Consider the following 17,221-nt stretch of genomic DNA (forward strand, 5'->3'; position numbering starts at 1 on the left):
GAGATGCTGCAGTCCTCCACGGGAACCGAAAGCATCGCTGCAATCCGCAAGGAGCTGCAGGAGGAGATGGACCGCAACGCACAGGTGTTCCGCACCGATGAGTCGCTGGGCAAGGTCACGCAGACCATCCACGGCCTTCGCCAGCGTTACCGGAACATTGCCGTGCAGGACAAGGGCAAGCGGTTTAACACAGACCTTCTTGAGGCAATCGAACTAGGCTTCTTGCTCGATCTAGCCGAGGTTGTCGTCTTCTCCGCTCGTAACCGCAAGGAGAGCCGTGGCGGTCATATGCGCGACGACTACCCCAACCGCGACGACGAGACCTACATGAAGCACACGATGGCCTACCTCACCGGTGACCCCCACTCTGCTGATGCGGCTGACCACATCAAGCTCGACTGGAAGCCCGTCGTCATCACCAACTACCAGCCCATGGAGAGGAAGTACTGATGTCCACGGCAACAGCTGAGGTCGTGCCCGTCGCGGAGGCGCCGATCCCCTCATTCACGGTGACCCTCATCATCCGTCGCTTCGACCCGGACGTTGACGCTGAGGCGCGCTGGGAGGACTTTGACGTCGAGATGTACCCGACGGACCGCATCCTCGACGCACTCCACAAGATCAAGTGGGAGCAGGACGGCTCGCTCACGTTCCGTCGTTCATGCGCCCATGGCATCTGCGGCTCCGATGCCATGCGCATCAACGGCCGCAACCGTCTGGCCTGCAAGACGCTCATCAAGGACCTCGATATTTCGAAGCCCATCTACATCGAGGCCATCAAGGGTCTGCCGCTGGAGAAGGACCTCATTGTCGACATGGAGCCGTTCTTCGACTCCTTCAAGGACATCCAGCCCTTCCTCATCGCCGGCAAAGCACCAGAAAAGGGCAAGGAGCGCCAGCAGTCCGTTGCTGAGCGCGCCCGCTTCGACGACACCACCAAGTGCATCCTTTGCGCAGCGTGCACCTCGTCGTGCCCCGTGTTCTGGACCGACGGGCAGTACTTTGGCCCCGCAGCCATCGTGAACGCCCACCGTTTCATCTTCGACTCGCGCGATGAGGGATCCGAGACGCGTCTCGACATCCTCAACGACAAAGAGGGCGTGTGGCGCTGCCGCACCACCTTCAACTGCACCGAGGCATGCCCCCGCGGCATCCAGGTGACCCAGGCAATCGCCGAGGTCAAGCAGGCCATCATGCGCGGCAAGCCGTAACTACCGCACAAAAAAAGCGCCGATCCCGTTGGGGTCGGCGCTTTTTTGTTGTCGCTAGCGCTCGGCCTGCTGGGCTTCTATAGCCGCCGCCAGCGGAGCAAATAGCGGATGTGACCGGTCGATTCCGCACACCTCGCTGGTGAACTGGGCGGCGCTGAGGGCGTCGAGTTTCTGTTGAAGCTCAACGCTCTGCTCGTCTTCTGGAACGTCGAATCGAAGCGCTGTCGCCACCGCGTCGATGAGCGCGGCGGGGGTGTACCCGCGTTCCGCAAGCTCCGCGGCCGGGCCGATGAACCGCTCGTGCCTGCTCAGTTTGCGCAGCGGTTGCCGCCCTACTCGATCAACAGTGTCCGGCAGATGGGGGTTGGCGAAGCGCACCAGGATCTTCTCGATATAGGCCTGCTGGGCCGCGCTATCGAGCCCGTGCTTCTCCACGAGAAGCTGCTTGGTCTCCATAAGAACGGATCGGACGGCGGCCTCGACCTCGGGGCGCGCGAGAGCATCCGATATTGCTGAGGCTCCGGCGACAAACCCGTAATAGGCGATGGTGGCATGCCCCGTATTGACTGTGAAGAGCTTGCGCTCAATGTAGGGAGCGAGGTCATCGACAAACGTCGCTCCCGGAATGCTCGGCTCTGCTCCACCAAAGGGCGTTCGGTCAATCGCCCACTCGTAGTAGCTCTCGACGGTGACATCGAGGCCTGCTCCGGATGCCTGGCCCGGCACAATGCGATCCACAGCGGTGTTGGCAAACACCGCGCGACCGAGCGCCGCGAGCGCATCTCCTGGGGCTATCTCCGACAGCACGCGCTCGACCTCTGCGCGCAGGATGTCCGTGGCATTGATGGCGTTCTCGCACGCCATAACGCCCAGCGGGGCAACATCGTCGCTCCGCGCGAGCAAGCCCTGGGCAATGGCGGGCGCGATAAACCTGAGCACTGTGGGTCCGACCGCGGTCGTCACGAGATCGGCGCTCGTGATCTCGTCGACGAGGCTCTGGGGGCTTGCGGAGCTGTCGATGGCCCTGAACCCCGTCACCTCGTGATCTCTGGCCCCCTCTCCCACCTCGTGCACAGTGTAGGAGTCGGCTGCGGTGAGCTGCCCAATGAGCTCGGCGTTGACATCCGAGAACACGACGTCATATCCCGCCTCGTGCAGCAGCAGGCCCACAAAGCCGCGACCGATGTTGCCGGCGCCGCAGTGCACGGCCTTCATTAGGAATTCACCTCAGACAGAATGTCGAGAATCTCCTCCGGGCTTGCCGCGTCAAGCAGGGCCTGCACCTCGTCTTCGTCAGAGAACACGATGGCGATTTTGGAAAGGATGTCGAGGTGCTGGTTTTCGATGCCGGCGATGCCGACCACAAAACGCACCGGGTTTCCGTCCCAATCGATCGGCTGGTCGTAGCGCACAAACGAGAGCGCTGAGCGCAGAATCGACTCTTTGCTCTCGTTGGTTCCGTGCGGAATGGCCAGGAAGTTCCCCATATAGGTCGACACTGACTCCTCACGCTCCAGCATCGCGGGCAGGTAGGCCGACGTGACCGCCCCTGCCTCCATGAGGATGGCGTGCGCCTCGCGCATGGCCTCCGTCTTGGTGGTGGCTTCGCCACCGATGCGAATCTGGCTGAGCTGCAGTACCTGTGACTCCATGGGGAACTCCCTGTCCTGTTCGCTTATCGGTCGTTCTGCGACTTGAGCAATTCGACCACTTCGTCGTACTTGGGGCTGTTCATGAAATTGTCGACGGAGATGTGGCGTGCGTTCGGCGTCTTATCCGTCGCTCGAGCCGTGAGGTCTTGATGGGTGATCACCAAGTCCTCCGTGCCGTCGAGGTTGGCGATCGACTTGTTCACGACCGTCACTCCCTCAATTCCAGCCTTCTTAACCTTGTTCCGCAATACGGATGCTCCCATTGCGCTCGATCCCATTCCGGCGTCGCAGGCGAATACGACGTTGTCGATGCGCGTATCCGTGGAGGTCGTGCCCTCGGCCCCAGTGGCCGCCGAGTCGGAGCGCGCGTCGGAATCCGGTGTGACCAGTCCGCCAAGCACTGCGGACGACTTGCCCTTGTTTGCTTCGGTCTGGGCAACCGCAGCCGCGAGATCGGCGCCTCCCTTGCGCAGGTCGTTCTTGCGGCTTGCCCGCAGGATGATGCTGCCGATCAGGAACGTGACAGTGGCGGAGAGCACCACGGAGAGTATGACGCCGAGGTAGCTGTCGCTTGCCGTCTGGGCGAGCACCGCGATGATGCTGCCGGGGGCGGCAGGCGCGCGAAGGCCACTGTCGAACAGAGCGTTCGTGGCGACGCCCGTCATTCCGCCGGCGATCACGGCGAGGAGCAGAAGCGGCTTCATCAGCACGTAGGGGAAGTAGATCTCGTGGATTCCGCCGAAGAACTGAATAATTGCCGCTCCGGGCGCGCTCGCGCGGGCCATCCCCGTGCCGAAGAACGTGAAGGCGAGAAGCACGCCGAGGCCAGGACCGGGGTTCGCCTCGAGCAGGAACAGGATCGACTTGCCGGTCTCCGCCGCCTCAGCAACACCGAGCGGCGTGAGAACACCGTGGTTGATGGCGTTGTTGAGGAAGAACACCTTGGCGGGCTCAATCAGAATGCTGGTCAGCGGCAGTAGGCCCGTGAGAACGAGCCAACCGACTGCGGTGCCGATGACGTCCATGATCCAGTTGACGATCGGGGCGAGGATGTAGAAGCCAACGACGGCCATGGCGAACGAGAAGATTCCGGCCGAGAACATATCGACGAGCATTTCGAAGCCCGCCTTGACCTTGCCAGCCCAGAGAGCGTCGAGGCGCTTCATACCCCACGCCGCGAGCGGGCCCATGATCATCGCACCGATGAACATGTGCACCTGTCCGAGGGGTGCCTCGCCCGCTGGCTGCGACTCGTTGAAGAGAGCGATGAGGTAGTCGGAACCCGCAATCGTGCCCATCGTTGCCACGGTCGCTACGACACCGCCTCGGGTGTCGTAGACCATCCGGCCGGCGGTGTTGGCGATAAGAAGCGGCAGAAGGTAGTGAATCGTGGGGCCGACGAGTGTTGCGAGGCCCTCGTTGGGGGTCCATCCGTCCGGGATAAAGAACGCGGTGATGATGCCCCAGGCGATGAGCGCCGGAATGTTGGGCATGATCATTCCGCTGAGGAAGGTGCCAAAGCGCTGAATTCCTACGCGCGCTCCGCCCCCACGGCGGGTGGGTGACTCCGTTGTCATGGTGGTTTCCTGTTCTCGAGAGGTGCTGGACGGGGTTGGTGTGGTGCGGTGACTCATCTTGTGTGGTGTTTTTCTGGTGCGTGGTTCGGTTAGTGAGATCGAGCGGACACGACGGCCCTCGCAGCGTCGCGGGCATCCATTGCGGTGCGCGCGCCGAGCGCTGCCTCGGCGAGCGCCGCAGCTTCTTCGCGGGTGTGGAGCAAAAGCTCGGCCCGAACATCGGCGAGCGCAGCGGGGGTCATCGAGAGCGAGGTGGCCCCCAGCCCTACGAGAACGACGGCGAGCAGAGGGTCGGCGGCGGCCTCACCACAGACCCCAACAGGCGTGCTGTTGGCGCGGCCGGCGTCGCCCAGCATCTTGACGAGCCTGAGCACGGCAGGATGCCACGCGTCCTGATAAGAGGCCACGCTTCCGAGCATCCGGTCGGCCGCCATCGTGTACTGGGTGAGGTCATTCGTGCCGATGCTCACGAAGTCGCTCGCGGCGGCGACCTGGTCTGCCATGAGCGCGAGCGCAGGGATCTCGGCCATCACTCCTGCGACCTTCACGCCAAGCTCACGGGCGATCGCGACGAAGTATTCGGTTTCTTCGACGTCGGAGACCATGGGGGCCATGACCCAGAGCTCGGCGTCGCTGTCCTCCTGTGCGCGGGCCAGGGCGGTGAGCTGGTCCCGGAGAATCTGTTCGTTGGCGCGCAGTGCCCGGAGGCCGCGAAGCCCCAGTGCCGGATTCTCCTCTTCTGCGTCATTGAGAAAGCTCAGGGGCTTATCGGCGCCGGCATCGAGGCAACGAACGACAACCTTTTTGCCGGGGAAGGCCTGAAGCACCGCCGTGTAGTCGGCCTGCTGCTGTTCGATGGTCGGAGCGGTTGTCGAGTCGAGAAAGAGAAATTCGGTACGAAAGAGCCCAACACCTTCTGCGCCCAGCTCGACCGCTGCTGCGGCATCTTTGGGGCTGCCAAGGTTGGCGAGGAGGGGAACCCGAGTGCCGTCGGCGAGGGCGCCGTCGGTGATCGGGGCGTTAACGATGGCCTTGAGCTCAGCGGTCCGGGTCTCTGCGGAGGCGATCTCCGCCGAGGTCGGCTCGACCGTGACGAGCCCTGCTCCGGCATCGACGATGACGACGGTGCCGTCGGAGAGCTCGTCCGCCCCTGATACACCGACGATCGCCGTGATCGATTTGGAGCGGGCCAGGATGGCGGTGTGCGAGGTGGGGCCGCCATCGCGCGTGATCAGGGCGAGCACCTTGTCGAGGTCGAGCAGGGCCGTGTCTGCTGGCGCGAGATCGTGGGCGACCAGCACGAAGGGACTATCGGATGTGGGGACCCCGGGAGCGGGCACCCCGCGAAGCCGAGCAATGATGCGCTGCGAGACATCGCCGAGGTCGGCGGCCCGCTCAGCCATGTAACCACCCATTGAGGTGAGCAACTGCTGGAACGCAGCGAAGGCGTCGAATACGGCACGCTCCCCTGTGCTGCCGTTCGTGATGCGCGACGCCACGTCCTCAACGAGGCCAGGGTCCTGCGCCATCATCGCTTGGGCCTCAAGCACGCCCTGGGCGTCGCCTCCTGCGGCAGCGCCCTTCGCCGCGAGCTCGGCAGCGACGGCGGCGTGCGCTTCTGTCACGGCGGCGTTCTCGGTTTCCGCGTCAGCGGTGCGGGGCGTCGCGGGGGGTTCTGGCAGTGGGTCGGGCATCCTCAGCACCGGTCCCGACGCGATTCCCCGACCGACTCCTATGCCTCGCAGTTCTCGCATCACGGACTCCCTCATCGTGTGGCGGCAATAAAACCTGCCCCGAGAGTACCCCCATCTCGGTTGACAAACAAACAAATTCAAAGATAAAACTACTAAAGCAGACATTTGTTTGTGATGTTTTGACTGCGGACGACGAGGTCACCATGTACGCACCCGAACGCCACCAGGCGATCCTTGAGCAAGCCCGCGCGCACGGTCGCGTCGAAGTGCGAGAACTCGCCGAACTCCTCAACGTCACCCCCGAGACCATCCGGCGTGACCTGACGGGCCTCGAACGCCGCGGGCTTGTTCGACGCGCCCATGGCGGCGCCATCCCCGTCGAGCGCGGACTCGTTGGCCCCGCCGTCGCCGTGCGCAACGAAATCCTCACCGCCGAGAAGCTGGCCATCGCGACGGCAGCGATAGAAGAACTCCCCGACGGCGGATCCATCATCATCGACGCCGGAACGACCACCATCAAGCTGGCAGAACTCATTCCCGCAGACCGACGACTGACCGTCGTAACCCACTCCCTGCCGGTCGCCCTCGCCCTCGCCGACAACGACAATATTGAGCTGCATATGCTCGGCGGGCTCGTGCGGGCGACATCCCGAGCATCCGTTGGAACCTGGACCCACCAGATGGTGAGCATGGTGAGCGTCGACGTCGCGTTCATCAGCATCAACGGCATCACTCCAGAGCGCGGGCTCACCACCCACAACATTGCCGAGGCGGCGGTTAAATCCGCCATCATCAAGGCGGCACGACGCAGCATCGTGCTGGCCGATCACACCAAGTTTGGGCGCGAAGAGTTTGGCCGCGTGGCCCCTCTCGCCGCGATTGACACGATCATCACCGACCCCGGAGTCAACGCCGAACTCGTGCGGGAGGTCGAGGCCGCCGGGCCTGACGTAACCCTCGCTGGCGCACTAGGGTCACCAGCAGTAGCTTGACCGTTCCAGAAAGGACTCCCCCCATGTCAGAAGCCCAGCGCACTGTCTCATTTGGCTCGGCTGTCGGCCTTCACGCTCGCCCCGCAGCGACCATCGCCAAGGCGGCAGCGGAGAGCGGCCACGCGGTCACGATTGAGGCCGGCGGCAAAAAGGCCAACGCCGCCAGTGTGCTGTTTCTGCTCGCAATGGGGGTCAACCACGGCGACGAGGTCACCCTCACTGTGGTCGGCGACAACGCCGACGCGGTTGCCGATGACATGGCCGCGCTCATTGCTTCCGAACTCGACGTCGACTGAGGCGTGACGACACCCTCCTGCACGAACGCCTCCCGTAATGTGGGCTGAGTGGTGAGCATTCCCGAGCGTGTCAACAAGGTCGTAGCGTGGGTCACGGCTCTTCGGCCAGTACGAGTGTTTATGCACTACGTCGAGAGCCGGGGGCCGATCCTCTCTGCTGGCCTCGCGTTCAACGCGATCTTCGCCGTCTTCGCCGCACTGTGGGTAGCGTTTTCAGTTGCCGGGCTCTTTATCAGCGCGAATCCAGATGTCCAGCGCGCGTTCTATGCGCTGCTCGATTCGGCCGTTCCCGGCCTTATCGATACCGGTGATGGCAAGGGCGCAATCGACCCCGACGACCTGGAGTCGGCCTCGGTGCTGGGATGGACGGGCGCCATTGCCCTCGGCGGCCTCATATTTACCGCCCTCGGCTGGCTCGCCGCATGCCGCGATGCAGTTCGCCTGCTCTTCGACCTCCCCGGCGAGAAGCTCAATCCGGTGGTACTCAAGCTCAAAGATGCCGGGCTTGGGCTCGCCTTCGGCGCAACGATTCTGCTGTCGGCGGCGCTCCTCGTCTTCAGCACGCAGGCAATCGGGTCGCTCCTCGACGCATGGAACGTGCCAGACACCCTCGCCTCCCTCATCGAGGGTCGGGCGCTGGGCCTCATCCTCATGTTTGCCCTCGACACTGTCTCGCTCGCGGCCCTTTACCGCCTTCTTTCGGGCCTGAGCATCCCCGCTAAGCGACTGTGGGTGGGTGCCATGATCGGCGGCGCTGCGCTCGGGGTGCTCAAGATTCTGGGATCCGCCCTGCTGGGCGGTGCGACAAACAACCCCCTTCTGGCATCGTTCGCCGTGATAATCGGCCTGCTCATCTGGTTCAACCTCATGTGCCAGGTGATTCTCTTGGGCGCATCGTGGATTGCGGTGGGCATGGCAGACAGCGGCCTCATCGCCGACCCTCGAATCGCCCGCGAGAGAGAGGAGGCTCGCCTTGCCGAAGCCTCCCGCGCGGCAGAGAAGCGAGAGGAAGCAGAGCACAGGGCTGCGGCACTCAAACGCAGTCGTCGCTGGGGCTGGGCGCGGCGGCTGTTCGGGCGCCGCGAATCCCCATCAACACACGAGGATGTGGGTCGCACCGCGACGACCGACCAGCATCATGACGGTGGTCATCGATAGGCTTCTCGGCATGTCTTCGCCGCTACGAATCGCCACCGTCAACGTCAACGGAGTCCGCGCCGCCTACCGCAAAGGGATGGGCGACTGGCTCGACTCTGCGGGCGTCGACATCCTTGCCCTGCAAGAAGTGCGCGCCTCTACCGATGATCTCGTCGGGCTCCTCGGCGACGGGTGGGATGTTCTCCACGACGCCGCGACTGCCAAAGGGCGCGCGGGCGTTGCCCTCGCCAGTCGCAACAAGGCCAGCATCCACAGGGTGGAACTGGGCGACGTGGAGTTCGATAGTGCAGGGCGTTGGCTCGAAGCAGACTTCGCGGTCGGTGACGACGTTGTCACGGTCGTGAGCACCTATGTGCACTCCGGCGAGGTCGATACGCCCAAGCAGGTGGAGAAATACAAGTTTCTCGACGCGATGAGCGCCCGACTGCCGGAGCTCGAGAAGCACTCGCGCTACTCCCTCGTCGTTGGCGACCTCAACGTTGGCCACACCACTCTCGACATCAAGAACTGGAAGGGCAACGTCAAGCGAGCCGGGTTCCTGCCGGTCGAGCGTGCGTACTTCGATCGCTTCGTCGGGCCCGCCGGCGAGACCGTCGAATGCCAAGACGGCACAAAGGGCACCGGGCTGGGGTGGGTAGACGTCGGCCGCCGCTTCGTCGGAGAAGTCCCCGGCCCCTACACCTGGTGGTCCAACATGGGCAAAGCGTTCGACAACGACAGCGGATGGCGCATCGACTACCACCTCGCATCCCCCGAGCTGGCAGCGAAGGTCGTTGACTACCGGGTCGACCGATACCCCTCCTACGACACCCGCTGGTCTGACCACGCTCCGGTCGTCGTCGACTACGCCCTGGATGCTGGGAGAATAGAGGGATGACCGCAAAGCCCCGTCTCTTCTCTGGAATGCAGCCCTCCGCCGACTCTCTCCAGATCGGCAACTACATCGGGGCGCTCCTGCAGTGGCGGGAGATGCAACGCACGCATGATGCAATCTTCTGCGTCGTCGATCTGCACGCCATCACTGTCGCCCAGGAGCCGGCACAGTTGCGGGAGGCTACCCGCCGCACGGCAGCGCAGTACATCGCCGCGGGTATCGACCCTGAGCAGTCGACTCTTTTCGTGCAGTCCCATGTCTCGGCGCACGCAGAACTCGCCTGGGCTCTCAACACCATCACGGGCTTCGGCGAAGCCAGCCGCATGACGCAGTTCAAAGACAAATCGGCGCGGCACGGGGCGGATGCGACCACGGTGGGGCTCTTCGCCTACCCCGTGCTCATGGCCGCCGACATCCTTCTCTACGACGCCGAGGTCGTCCCCACGGGAGAGGACCAGCGCCAGCACATCGAATTGACGCGCAATCTGGCGGAGCGATTCAACTCACGCTTCGGTGAGACGTTCGTGGTGCCCGAGGCACAGATCCAGAAGGCATCGGCCAAGATCTATGACCTGCAGGACCCCGCCGCCAAGATGAGCAAGTCTGCCTCAAGTGAGAAGGGTGTGGTTTGGCTGCTCGACGAGCCCACCGCCACCGCGAAGAAGATCAGGTCTGCGACGACCGATAGCGAAGGCTCGGTGCGCTACGACAGTGCCGAAAAGCCTGGCATTTCCAACCTCCTCACGATCTACTCCGCCCTGAGTGGCACCGGCATCGCAGCGCTCGAAGACCAGTACGCGGGGCGCGGCTACGGCGACTTCAAGAAGGACCTCGCCGAGGTTGTTACGGAGACATTCGCGCCCATTCGCGCACGGGTGCTCGAGCTGCTCGCCGACCCTGCGGAACTCGACCGCATCCTGGCCGGCAACGCCGACAAGGCCGCAGAAATCGCTAACGCAACGCTCGCGCGCGTCTACGACCGTATGGGTCTGCTCCCCCGCCGCTGAATCCGCCCCGTCATGGGTAGTGCTGCCCAGTGACGTGGGGTTCTCCGGCCGCTAGTGTGGCCGGAGACGAGCAGCTCTCGCCGCCGACGCACGATGGCGATGGCTTGTCGGGGAGGAATCTGTGGCGGACATCCAGATCGACTACGGTGCAATCGAGCACTCCCGGTCGGAGATCGACTCTGCGGTAAGCACTCTGAGGCAGGCGGGATCGCTGGGGAGCGACATCGCTGGGCTCGTAGGGCACTCGGGACTCGCCTCACAGGTACAGGATTTCGCCGATGGTTGGGACATCAACCGCGGGCGGCTGGTGGATGAACTGACCGCCATCTCGGATTCCCTGCAGGCGATCGTCGATGCGTTCACCGACCTCGACCAGCAGACGGCGAACGCCGCGGGGGGCGAGAAGTGAGCCTTGCGGGCAACCCCGGCGCACTCGCCGTGCGCACCGACGACCTTATGAGGGCAGCCTCGGCCATCTCGGATGCCGCCCACATCCTGCAGCGACTCTCCGTCGCAGGCACGGCCGCGGCCATCGATGCTGTCAGCGATCGCGGAGCAGACGCGGCCAGAACCGTGGAGCGCGCCCATGCCCGCTATGCCGACACAGCGGATGCGCTTGCCATCTATGCTGTCGAGCTCCAGACCGCGCATAATGCAGCCGACGAGGCCGACGAGCGCATGGCCGACGCGCGCCGTCGAATCGACACGGCGGAGGAACTCGAGGAGAGCCTGCGGGCGCAGCGGGTGCGTGCGGAGGCAGATGACGACGATCCAGAAAGAGCAGAGCGGCTCGGCGACCGGGCGGCCGATGCAACGTGGGAGCGCGCTCGCGCACAGTCGGAATACGACGACGCCTGGGCAGCACACTGCCGAGCGGTGGACGACCACGAGGCCGCCGCCGAGCGGGCTATCGTGCGCATCCGCCACGCCCTCGACGACACCGACGACTCCGTCTGGGACCACCTCGGCGCATTCGCGGCAGGGATAGGTGACTTTCTCGCCTCCGCAGGCGAGTGGATCATGGAGGTGCTCAAGAAGACCGTCGATGTGCTTCTTGCGGTGCTCATTGCGGTCGCCGTCGTGCTCGCTGTGATCCTGATCATCGCCATCGCGGTTTACATCATTAGCGCTGCCACCGGACTGGTGTTGGCGACCATCGCCGCGCTCATCGCCACGCTGCTCATCCCCGGCCTCGAAGCGGAGCGCATCCGAGTGGCGGCACTCCTGATCAGCATGCTGGTGCCGCTCGCGGGCGGACTGATCCTCTGGCGCATCCTTTCGGATGTGATGGCTCCGACACCTACCGTGCGGGACTACGTGCGCGACGGCAGCCAGGATCAACTCGACGCGGCGGATCTCTCCGACGGCCTGTCCCTAAACCGTCTGAGCGACTTCGCGCGGGCGGAAGGCTACTCAGACGCAATGGGTGCCGCGGACAAGACTGTGGTCGACATCCGGCAGGTCGTGGGCCCCGACGGCGTGCCGCGCTGGGTCGTAACCCTGCCGAGCACGCAGGACTGGCAGGCGCTGCAGGGTGCCATGGACGGGGACGCGGGTGCAACGTCGTTCGGCGACCCCGGGGCAAGCAACGACGTCGATTCGAATATCGCGCTCATGCTGACCCCGGAGCTGCGCACGCAATATGAGCGGGCAGTGCTTGCGGCCATGGACGAGGCTGGCATATCGAGCACCGACGAGGTCATGCTTGTCGGTTTCAGCCAGGGAGGCATCATGGCCGGGCACCTCGCGGCGAATCGGGGCGACGAGTACAACATCACGGCAGTGCTGGCCTATGGCGCCCCCATCGACGCTATGAACATCCCGCCCACCACGACTGTGCTGTCGATCCAACACCCGGAGCCCGTACATCAGCTGGATCTCACTGCGCCGCCCACCGGGCGCCCGCACTGGACCACCATCGAGGCCCCCACCTCCACAGACCCGAGCAAGGCCGTAACCGGGGCGGGGGCACACGACAACCGTCTCTACACCGAAACGATCGATCGGCTCGTGGCGGACGGAACCCTTTCGAACGACCACTTCGGCTCATTCATGGGCGACGTGAGCGAGCACCATCGCTACGAGTGGACCGAATGAGCCGGGCGAGGGGCGCGCTGGCGCTCGCAACACTATCCGCGCTGCTCTGCCTGGCGGTCTCGGGCTGCACCCTTGGTACGCAACGACCGGAAGACGACGATATGACACCTTCGAGCTCAGCCCCGAATAACAGTGTTCCAGCCGCGGAGGAGGCCGCAGTAGCCAGCAGCGACAATATCGCCGAGGCGAGCGTCACTCGGGTGCGTTCTGGCCTCGGAGTAGGCCTGAACGTCTCCGTCCAGCTCCGAACAAGCGCGATGAGCGCTGAGGAGTTGGCGGCACTATTGTCTGCGGTGGCGTCGTTCATTCCCGACGACATCGGGGTGGTCCAGTTCGTCGCGCGCGACGATGCTGGCAAGATCTTCCGCCTCACCGAGGTGGGCAAGGAACTTGCTATCCCCGCGCTCAATACCAACAGCTCCGCCGGCGAGGTGACCATCCCGGCGGCCGATCTGCGCGAAGCATTCCCCGAATGACCGACATGGAACAGCTGATGCGAACAGGAGCGCAATCAGCACGGCGCGCCTCTTCAACACCGCCCACACTGCGCTTTCGCCTGATCGGGCGCTGGTCGCAGCTCGACCTGCGATCAGAAGATGCCGCGGCCGCGAGCATCCGCCGCTACGTTCAGAACCTGCTCGGGTCGGCCGATGCGGAGGCCCAGTCCCGCGCGCTGCTGCGACGGTCGCTGCATGAGGGCGTCGGTATGGCGCGCGAGGCGAGCGCCGTGAGTATGTTCCTTGCGCGGGAGATCACGCCGGGCACGGCCATGCCGGTCACCCTGACGGTCTACTCCCCCAGCAACCTGACGATGAGCCCCTCGATCGGCAACGCGCCAGCAACCGTCGCCGACCACTTGCAGAAGGGCCTTACCACTCTCGCGGTCGCTGGCATCGATACGGCAACCCGGCTCGAGATCGAAGGCTCCCACATCCTGCGCGTGCATCACGAGCGTCAGGACCCTGTGCACGAGGCAACACCCGACGTGCCCATGCGCAAACTCATGGTCGACTACTGGTACACGGTGCCCGGCAGCAAGCAGGTGGTTTTGGTTAACTTCATGACCCCCCTGGTCGAGCTGCGCGACGTGATGCTCGAGTTCTTCGACTCCATCGTGGGTGCATCTCGCTTCGACGGAGCCTGACTCCCGCGCTGCAGTATGTCGCCCGTGGTCGGAGGGAATACTCCTTGTCGGGCAGCGTTGGTAGACTCCACAGCAGTACGTGCTCCGGGGTCGGTGAGAATCCGAACCGGCGGTGATAGTCCGCGACCCGCGGATCTGCGAAAGCAGGGATGCGGTTGAGCCGGTGAAATTCCGGCACCGACGGTAATGAGACGTGGGCGACCACGGCTCTCAGTCCGGATGAGAGGAAGCACACGTGTTCTGCTGACCGCAGACCACGCCCGCCCACAGGTGGCATCAACCCCGGGACGTGTTCAGAGAGACACGAGGACCGGATGACTGCACAGGCTTCCCGCGAGATCGACCCCGCGGTTGTCGACGCCATGCGCCATGCCTTGTCTCTTGCGCGCCGCGGGCCCGCCTGGGGCGTCAACCCCCAAGTCGGATGCGTGATTCTGGGGCCGGATGGTTCTCGCCTCGCCGAGGGCTGGCATCGCGGATCGGGCAGCCCCCACGCCGAGGTCGATGCGCTTTCTAAGCTTGCTCGGGGAGAAGCGCGCGGCGCCACCGCCGTTGTCACCCTGGAGCCGTGCAACCACACCGGCAAGACCGGGCCGTGCACCGATGCTCTCATCGCCGCTGGCGTTGGCCGCGTATTCTTCGCGTCGACCGATCCGGGATTTCCCTCCGGCGGCGGCGCCCGCCGGCTGAGGGACGCGGGAATCACGGTTGTCGGGGGCGTTTTGAGCGCAGAGGCCGACGAACTCATCCTTCCGTGGCTGACCGCTGTCCGCCGCGGGCGCCCCTGGGTGACCGTCAAGTGGGCATCGAGCTTCGACGGCCGGGTTGCCGCGGCAGACGGCACGAGCCAATGGATCACGGGCACGGCCGCCCGCCAACGGGTGCACGAGATGCGCGCGGCGTCGGACGCCATCGCCGTCGGCACAGGCACAGTGCTGGCCGACGACCCCTCCCTCACTGCCCGCGGCGACGGCGGCGAACTCATGGAGCACCAGCCGGTTCCCGTCGTTATTGGGCAATCGATGATCCCGGCCTCCGCCCGGGTTTTTCAGCATCCCCAGCCCGCCATCATCACCGCGAGTCGGGATCTGGATGCGGTTCTCGCCGATCTGTTCTCCCGCGGCATCCGTCGCCTTTTCGTTGAGGGCGGCCCGACCCTGGCGAGCGCCTTTATCGCCGCCGGGCTCGCCGACGACTACGCCGTGTTTCTCGGTCCTATTCTGCTGGGGGCCGGCAGGCCGGCGGTCGATGCGATTGGCGTCGAAACGATCCAGGATGCGCGCCGGCTCCGAACCATCGGCATTGAGCAGCTCGGTGACGATCTGCTCATTCTCGCGCGCCCCGCTATGCCGCTCGACCCCCTCTCACCTGCCACAGAAGGATCACACTGATGTTCACGGGAATCATCGAAGAACTCGGCGAGATTCTCGCCTGGAACGAGACGGCGGATGCTGCGCGCATCACCGTGCGCGCCCCGCTGAGCGTCTCGGATGCCAGCCACGGCGATTCGATCGCGGTGAGCGGCGTATGCCTCACGGTCGTCGACCAGGGCGACGACTGGTTTACGGCCGACGTGATGGCCCAGACGATCGCGATGAGCACTCTCGGCGACCTCGGCGTGGGATCGGTCGTAAACCTTGAGCGGGCCGCGCCGGTGCACGGCAGGCTCGGCGGGCACATTGTGCAGGGCCATATCGACGGCACGAGTGAGCTGCTTTCCATCGTCCCCGGCGAGTCCTGGCGCGTGCTCCGATTCAGCCTCGCTCCCGGCGTCGCACCCCTCGTCACCGACAAGGGCTCGATCGCCGTTTCGGGAGTCTCCCTCACGGTCAGCGCGGTGGGGGACGACTGGTTCGAGGTCTCTCTTATTCCCGAGACGCTCGTTGCCACGACGCTCGGAGAGCTCTCGGTGGGCGACCGCGTGAACATCGAGACCGACATTCTTGCCCGTCATGTGCAGCGGCTGCTGCGCTTCGGGATTACCGCCGACGACGCGGACGCCGTCCGTGCTTCGGCACCCTACGAGAGGAGCGAGTCATGAGCCTCGCCGACATTCCTACCGCTATCGCCGAGCTCCGCCTCGGCCGTCCCGTGATCGTCGTCGACGACGAAGGCCGCGAGAACGAAGGCGATGTCGTAATCTCCGCTTCCCTCGCCACCCCAGAGTGGATCGGATGGATGGTCCGTTACACGTCGGGGTATGTGTGCGCACCCATGAGCCGCGACTACGCGGATCGCCTCGATCTGCCTCCCATGGTCGCCAACAACGAAGACCCCCGCGGCACCGCGTACACCGTCTCCGTCGATGCGGCCTTCGGCGTGACGACTGGCATCAGCGCATCCGACCGCTCCACAACGCTTCGCGTGCTCGCGGACCCGGAATCGACGCCTGCCAGCGTCATCCGCCCCGGCCACGTTCTGCCGCTACGCGCCGTCGACGGGGGCGTTCGCGAACGGGCTGGCCACACGGAGGCCACGGTTGACCTCATGCGTCTCGCCGGGCTCGAACCCGTTGGAGCCATCGCCGAGATCGTCGAGGACTCTGGCGAAATGATGCGTCTGCCCGGCCTGATCGAGCTGGGCGAAGAGCACGGCATCGTGGTCGTGACCATCGCTGACCTCATCGACTACATCAACGATCTCGCCGACGATGCCACCGCCCCGGATGCCGTGCGCACGGCACCCTCATCGCGAGTCATTTTCGAGGTCGAGACTCCGCTGCCTACCGTGCACGGAATGCTCACGGTGCGGGCCTACCGAGACCGCATGAGCGGTGCCGAACATCTGGCGATCATCTCGGGCGAGCCGCGCGATAACGCGCTCGTGCGCGTTCATTCCGAGTGCCTCACGGGTGAGGTTCTTGGGTCCCTCAAGTGCGAGTGCGGGCCGCAGCTCGACGCCGCTCTTGAAGCGATCCAGCGCGAGGGCGGCGTCGTGATTTACATGCGCGGCCACGAGGGTCGGGGCATCGGCCTCGTCAACAAGCTGAGGGCTTACCGCCTGCAAGAGAACGGACTCGACACCGTCGATGCCAACGTCGCGCTCGGGCTGCCTGCCGACGGCCGTGACTACGGGGCTGCCGTTGCGATTCTCGAGGAGCTGGGCATCCGCTCGGTTCGCGTCATCACCAATAACCCCGACAAGGTCAAGCAACTCACCGACCGGGGCATTGTCGTCACGGAGCAGGTACCGATCCTGGTGGGCGTCGACGCCCTCAACGAGCAATACCTGCGCACCAAGCGCGACCGCATGGGCCACACCCTTCCGCAGACCATCACGGCGCTCGACCCGATCGACGTAGACGAAATGGCTCGCCAGAGCCGAAAGGAGCAGGCGCTATGAGCGGAGAAGGTTCTCCCACACTTTCCGTCGACGGCCGAGGGCTCGAAGTGAGCACCGAGGGGCTGCTTGCGGGTGCGCGTCGGGTCCGCGACGCGGCCGGGGCAGAGGTGACCATCGTGCGCGTGCCGGGGAGTTTTGAGCTGCCCGTCGTCGCCAAAGCAGCCCTCGAGTCGGGGG

18 protein-coding genes, 1 pseudogene and 1 riboswitch are annotated in these 17,221 nt (G+C 64.8%); of the genes and pseudogenes, 15 read left to right on the forward strand and 4 right to left on the reverse strand.

What is annotated here, in order from left to right; translation table 11 throughout:
• Together AC062T_RS08495 and AC062T_RS08500 are read left to right on the forward strand one after the other, a co-directional pair.
• Positions 1–450: pseudogene (locus tag AC062T_RS08495) on the forward strand (succinate dehydrogenase/fumarate reductase flavoprotein subunit); the annotation flags it as partial.
• Entirely contained in the window at positions 450–1,211 is a 762-nt protein-coding gene (locus tag AC062T_RS08500) for a succinate dehydrogenase iron-sulfur subunit (RefSeq protein WP_476029117.1), read from the forward strand. The pseudogene AC062T_RS08495 and the gene AC062T_RS08500, both read left to right, overlap by 1 nt.
• Before the next feature lie 54 nt (positions 1,212–1,265).
• On the opposite strand, the gene AC062T_RS08505 is transcribed toward AC062T_RS08500, so the two are convergent.
• From AC062T_RS08505 to ptsP, 4 genes are all read right to left on the reverse strand, one after another.
• The gene (locus AC062T_RS08505; protein WP_476029119.1) at positions 1,266–2,426 is read right to left on the reverse strand and encodes a mannitol-1-phosphate 5-dehydrogenase; all 1,161 of its coding nucleotides are present in this window, start codon (positions 2,424–2,426) and stop codon (positions 1,266–1,268) included.
• The gene (locus AC062T_RS08510; protein WP_476029121.1) at positions 2,426–2,863 is read right to left on the reverse strand and encodes a PTS mannitol transporter subunit IIA; all 438 of its coding nucleotides are present in this window, start codon (positions 2,861–2,863) and stop codon (positions 2,426–2,428) included. The genes AC062T_RS08505 and AC062T_RS08510 overlap by 1 nt, the downstream gene beginning before the upstream one ends.
• 23 nt (positions 2,864–2,886) lie before the next feature.
• Positions 2,887–4,440, reverse strand: coding sequence for a PTS mannitol transporter subunit IIBC (locus tag AC062T_RS08515; RefSeq protein WP_476029123.1), 1,554 nt, complete (start codon positions 4,438–4,440; stop codon positions 2,887–2,889).
• A gap of 89 nt (positions 4,441–4,529) precedes the next feature.
• Positions 4,530–6,194 carry a phosphoenolpyruvate--protein phosphotransferase gene (gene ptsP, locus AC062T_RS08520; protein ID WP_476029125.1) on the reverse strand — a complete coding sequence of 555 codons (1,665 nt, stop codon included), beginning with the start codon at positions 6,192–6,194 and terminating at the stop codon, positions 4,530–4,532.
• A gap of 143 nt (positions 6,195–6,337) precedes the next feature.
• On the opposite strand from ptsP, the gene AC062T_RS08525 reads away from it, so the two are divergent.
• The 13 genes from AC062T_RS08525 to AC062T_RS08585 all read left to right on the forward strand — a co-directional run.
• On the forward strand, positions 6,338–7,126 hold the full coding sequence (locus AC062T_RS08525) for a DeoR/GlpR family DNA-binding transcription regulator (protein WP_476029127.1): 789 nt from the start codon (positions 6,338–6,340) through the stop codon (positions 7,124–7,126).
• Between the two features lie 23 nt (positions 7,127–7,149).
• Positions 7,150–7,422, forward strand: a complete 273-nt coding sequence (locus tag AC062T_RS08530; protein WP_108515275.1) for an HPr family phosphocarrier protein — start codon at positions 7,150–7,152, stop codon at positions 7,420–7,422.
• 51 nt (positions 7,423–7,473) lie between these two features.
• A complete protein-coding gene (locus tag AC062T_RS08535; protein ID WP_476029129.1) occupies positions 7,474–8,580 on the forward strand; it encodes a YihY/virulence factor BrkB family protein in 1,107 nt (368 codons plus the stop codon).
• 10 nt (positions 8,581–8,590) lie between these two features.
• The gene (locus tag AC062T_RS08540; protein ID WP_476029131.1) at positions 8,591–9,457 is read left to right on the forward strand and encodes an exodeoxyribonuclease III; all 867 of its coding nucleotides are present in this window, start codon (positions 8,591–8,593) and stop codon (positions 9,455–9,457) included.
• Positions 9,454–10,461 (forward strand): tryptophan--tRNA ligase, encoded by a 1,008-nt coding sequence (gene trpS, locus AC062T_RS08545; RefSeq protein WP_476029133.1) that lies wholly within the window; start codon positions 9,454–9,456, stop codon positions 10,459–10,461. Before AC062T_RS08540 ends, trpS begins: the two co-directional genes overlap by 4 nt.
• 121 nt (positions 10,462–10,582) lie before the next feature.
• Positions 10,583–10,870 carry a WXG100 family type VII secretion target gene (locus AC062T_RS08550; protein ID WP_476029135.1) on the forward strand — a complete coding sequence of 96 codons (288 nt, stop codon included), beginning with the start codon at positions 10,583–10,585 and terminating at the stop codon, positions 10,868–10,870.
• Positions 10,867–12,558 (forward strand): hypothetical protein, encoded by a 1,692-nt coding sequence (locus tag AC062T_RS08555; RefSeq protein ID WP_476029137.1) that lies wholly within the window; start codon positions 10,867–10,869, stop codon positions 12,556–12,558. Before AC062T_RS08550 ends, AC062T_RS08555 begins: the two co-directional genes overlap by 4 nt.
• Positions 12,559–12,659: 101 nt before the next feature.
• The gene (locus AC062T_RS08560; protein WP_476029139.1) at positions 12,660–13,034 is read left to right on the forward strand and encodes a hypothetical protein; all 375 of its coding nucleotides are present in this window, start codon (positions 12,660–12,662) and stop codon (positions 13,032–13,034) included.
• Positions 13,031–13,702 (forward strand): hypothetical protein, encoded by a 672-nt coding sequence (locus AC062T_RS08565; protein ID WP_476029141.1) that lies wholly within the window; start codon positions 13,031–13,033, stop codon positions 13,700–13,702. The genes AC062T_RS08560 and AC062T_RS08565 overlap by 4 nt, the downstream gene beginning before the upstream one ends.
• A gap of 77 nt (positions 13,703–13,779) precedes the next feature.
• Positions 13,780–13,937: riboswitch (FMN riboswitch) on the forward strand.
• Between the two features lie 79 nt (positions 13,938–14,016).
• A complete protein-coding gene (gene ribD, locus AC062T_RS08570; protein ID WP_476029143.1) occupies positions 14,017–15,093 on the forward strand; it encodes a bifunctional diaminohydroxyphosphoribosylaminopyrimidine deaminase/5-amino-6-(5-phosphoribosylamino)uracil reductase RibD in 1,077 nt (358 codons plus the stop codon).
• Positions 15,093–15,743: a riboflavin synthase gene (locus AC062T_RS08575; protein ID WP_476029145.1), complete on the forward strand. Its 651-nt coding sequence runs from the start codon at positions 15,093–15,095 to the stop codon at positions 15,741–15,743. Before ribD ends, AC062T_RS08575 begins: the two co-directional genes overlap by 1 nt.
• Positions 15,740–17,044, forward strand: a complete 1,305-nt coding sequence (gene ribA / locus AC062T_RS08580) for a GTP cyclohydrolase II (RefSeq protein WP_476029147.1) — start codon at positions 15,740–15,742, stop codon at positions 17,042–17,044. Before AC062T_RS08575 ends, ribA begins: the two co-directional genes overlap by 4 nt.
• Positions 17,041–17,221: 6,7-dimethyl-8-ribityllumazine synthase (locus AC062T_RS08585; RefSeq protein WP_476029149.1), on the forward strand; the 181-nt coding region annotated here is incomplete at its 3' end. The genes ribA and AC062T_RS08585, both read left to right, overlap by 4 nt.

Source organism: Homoserinimonas sp. (assembly GCF_056262345.1).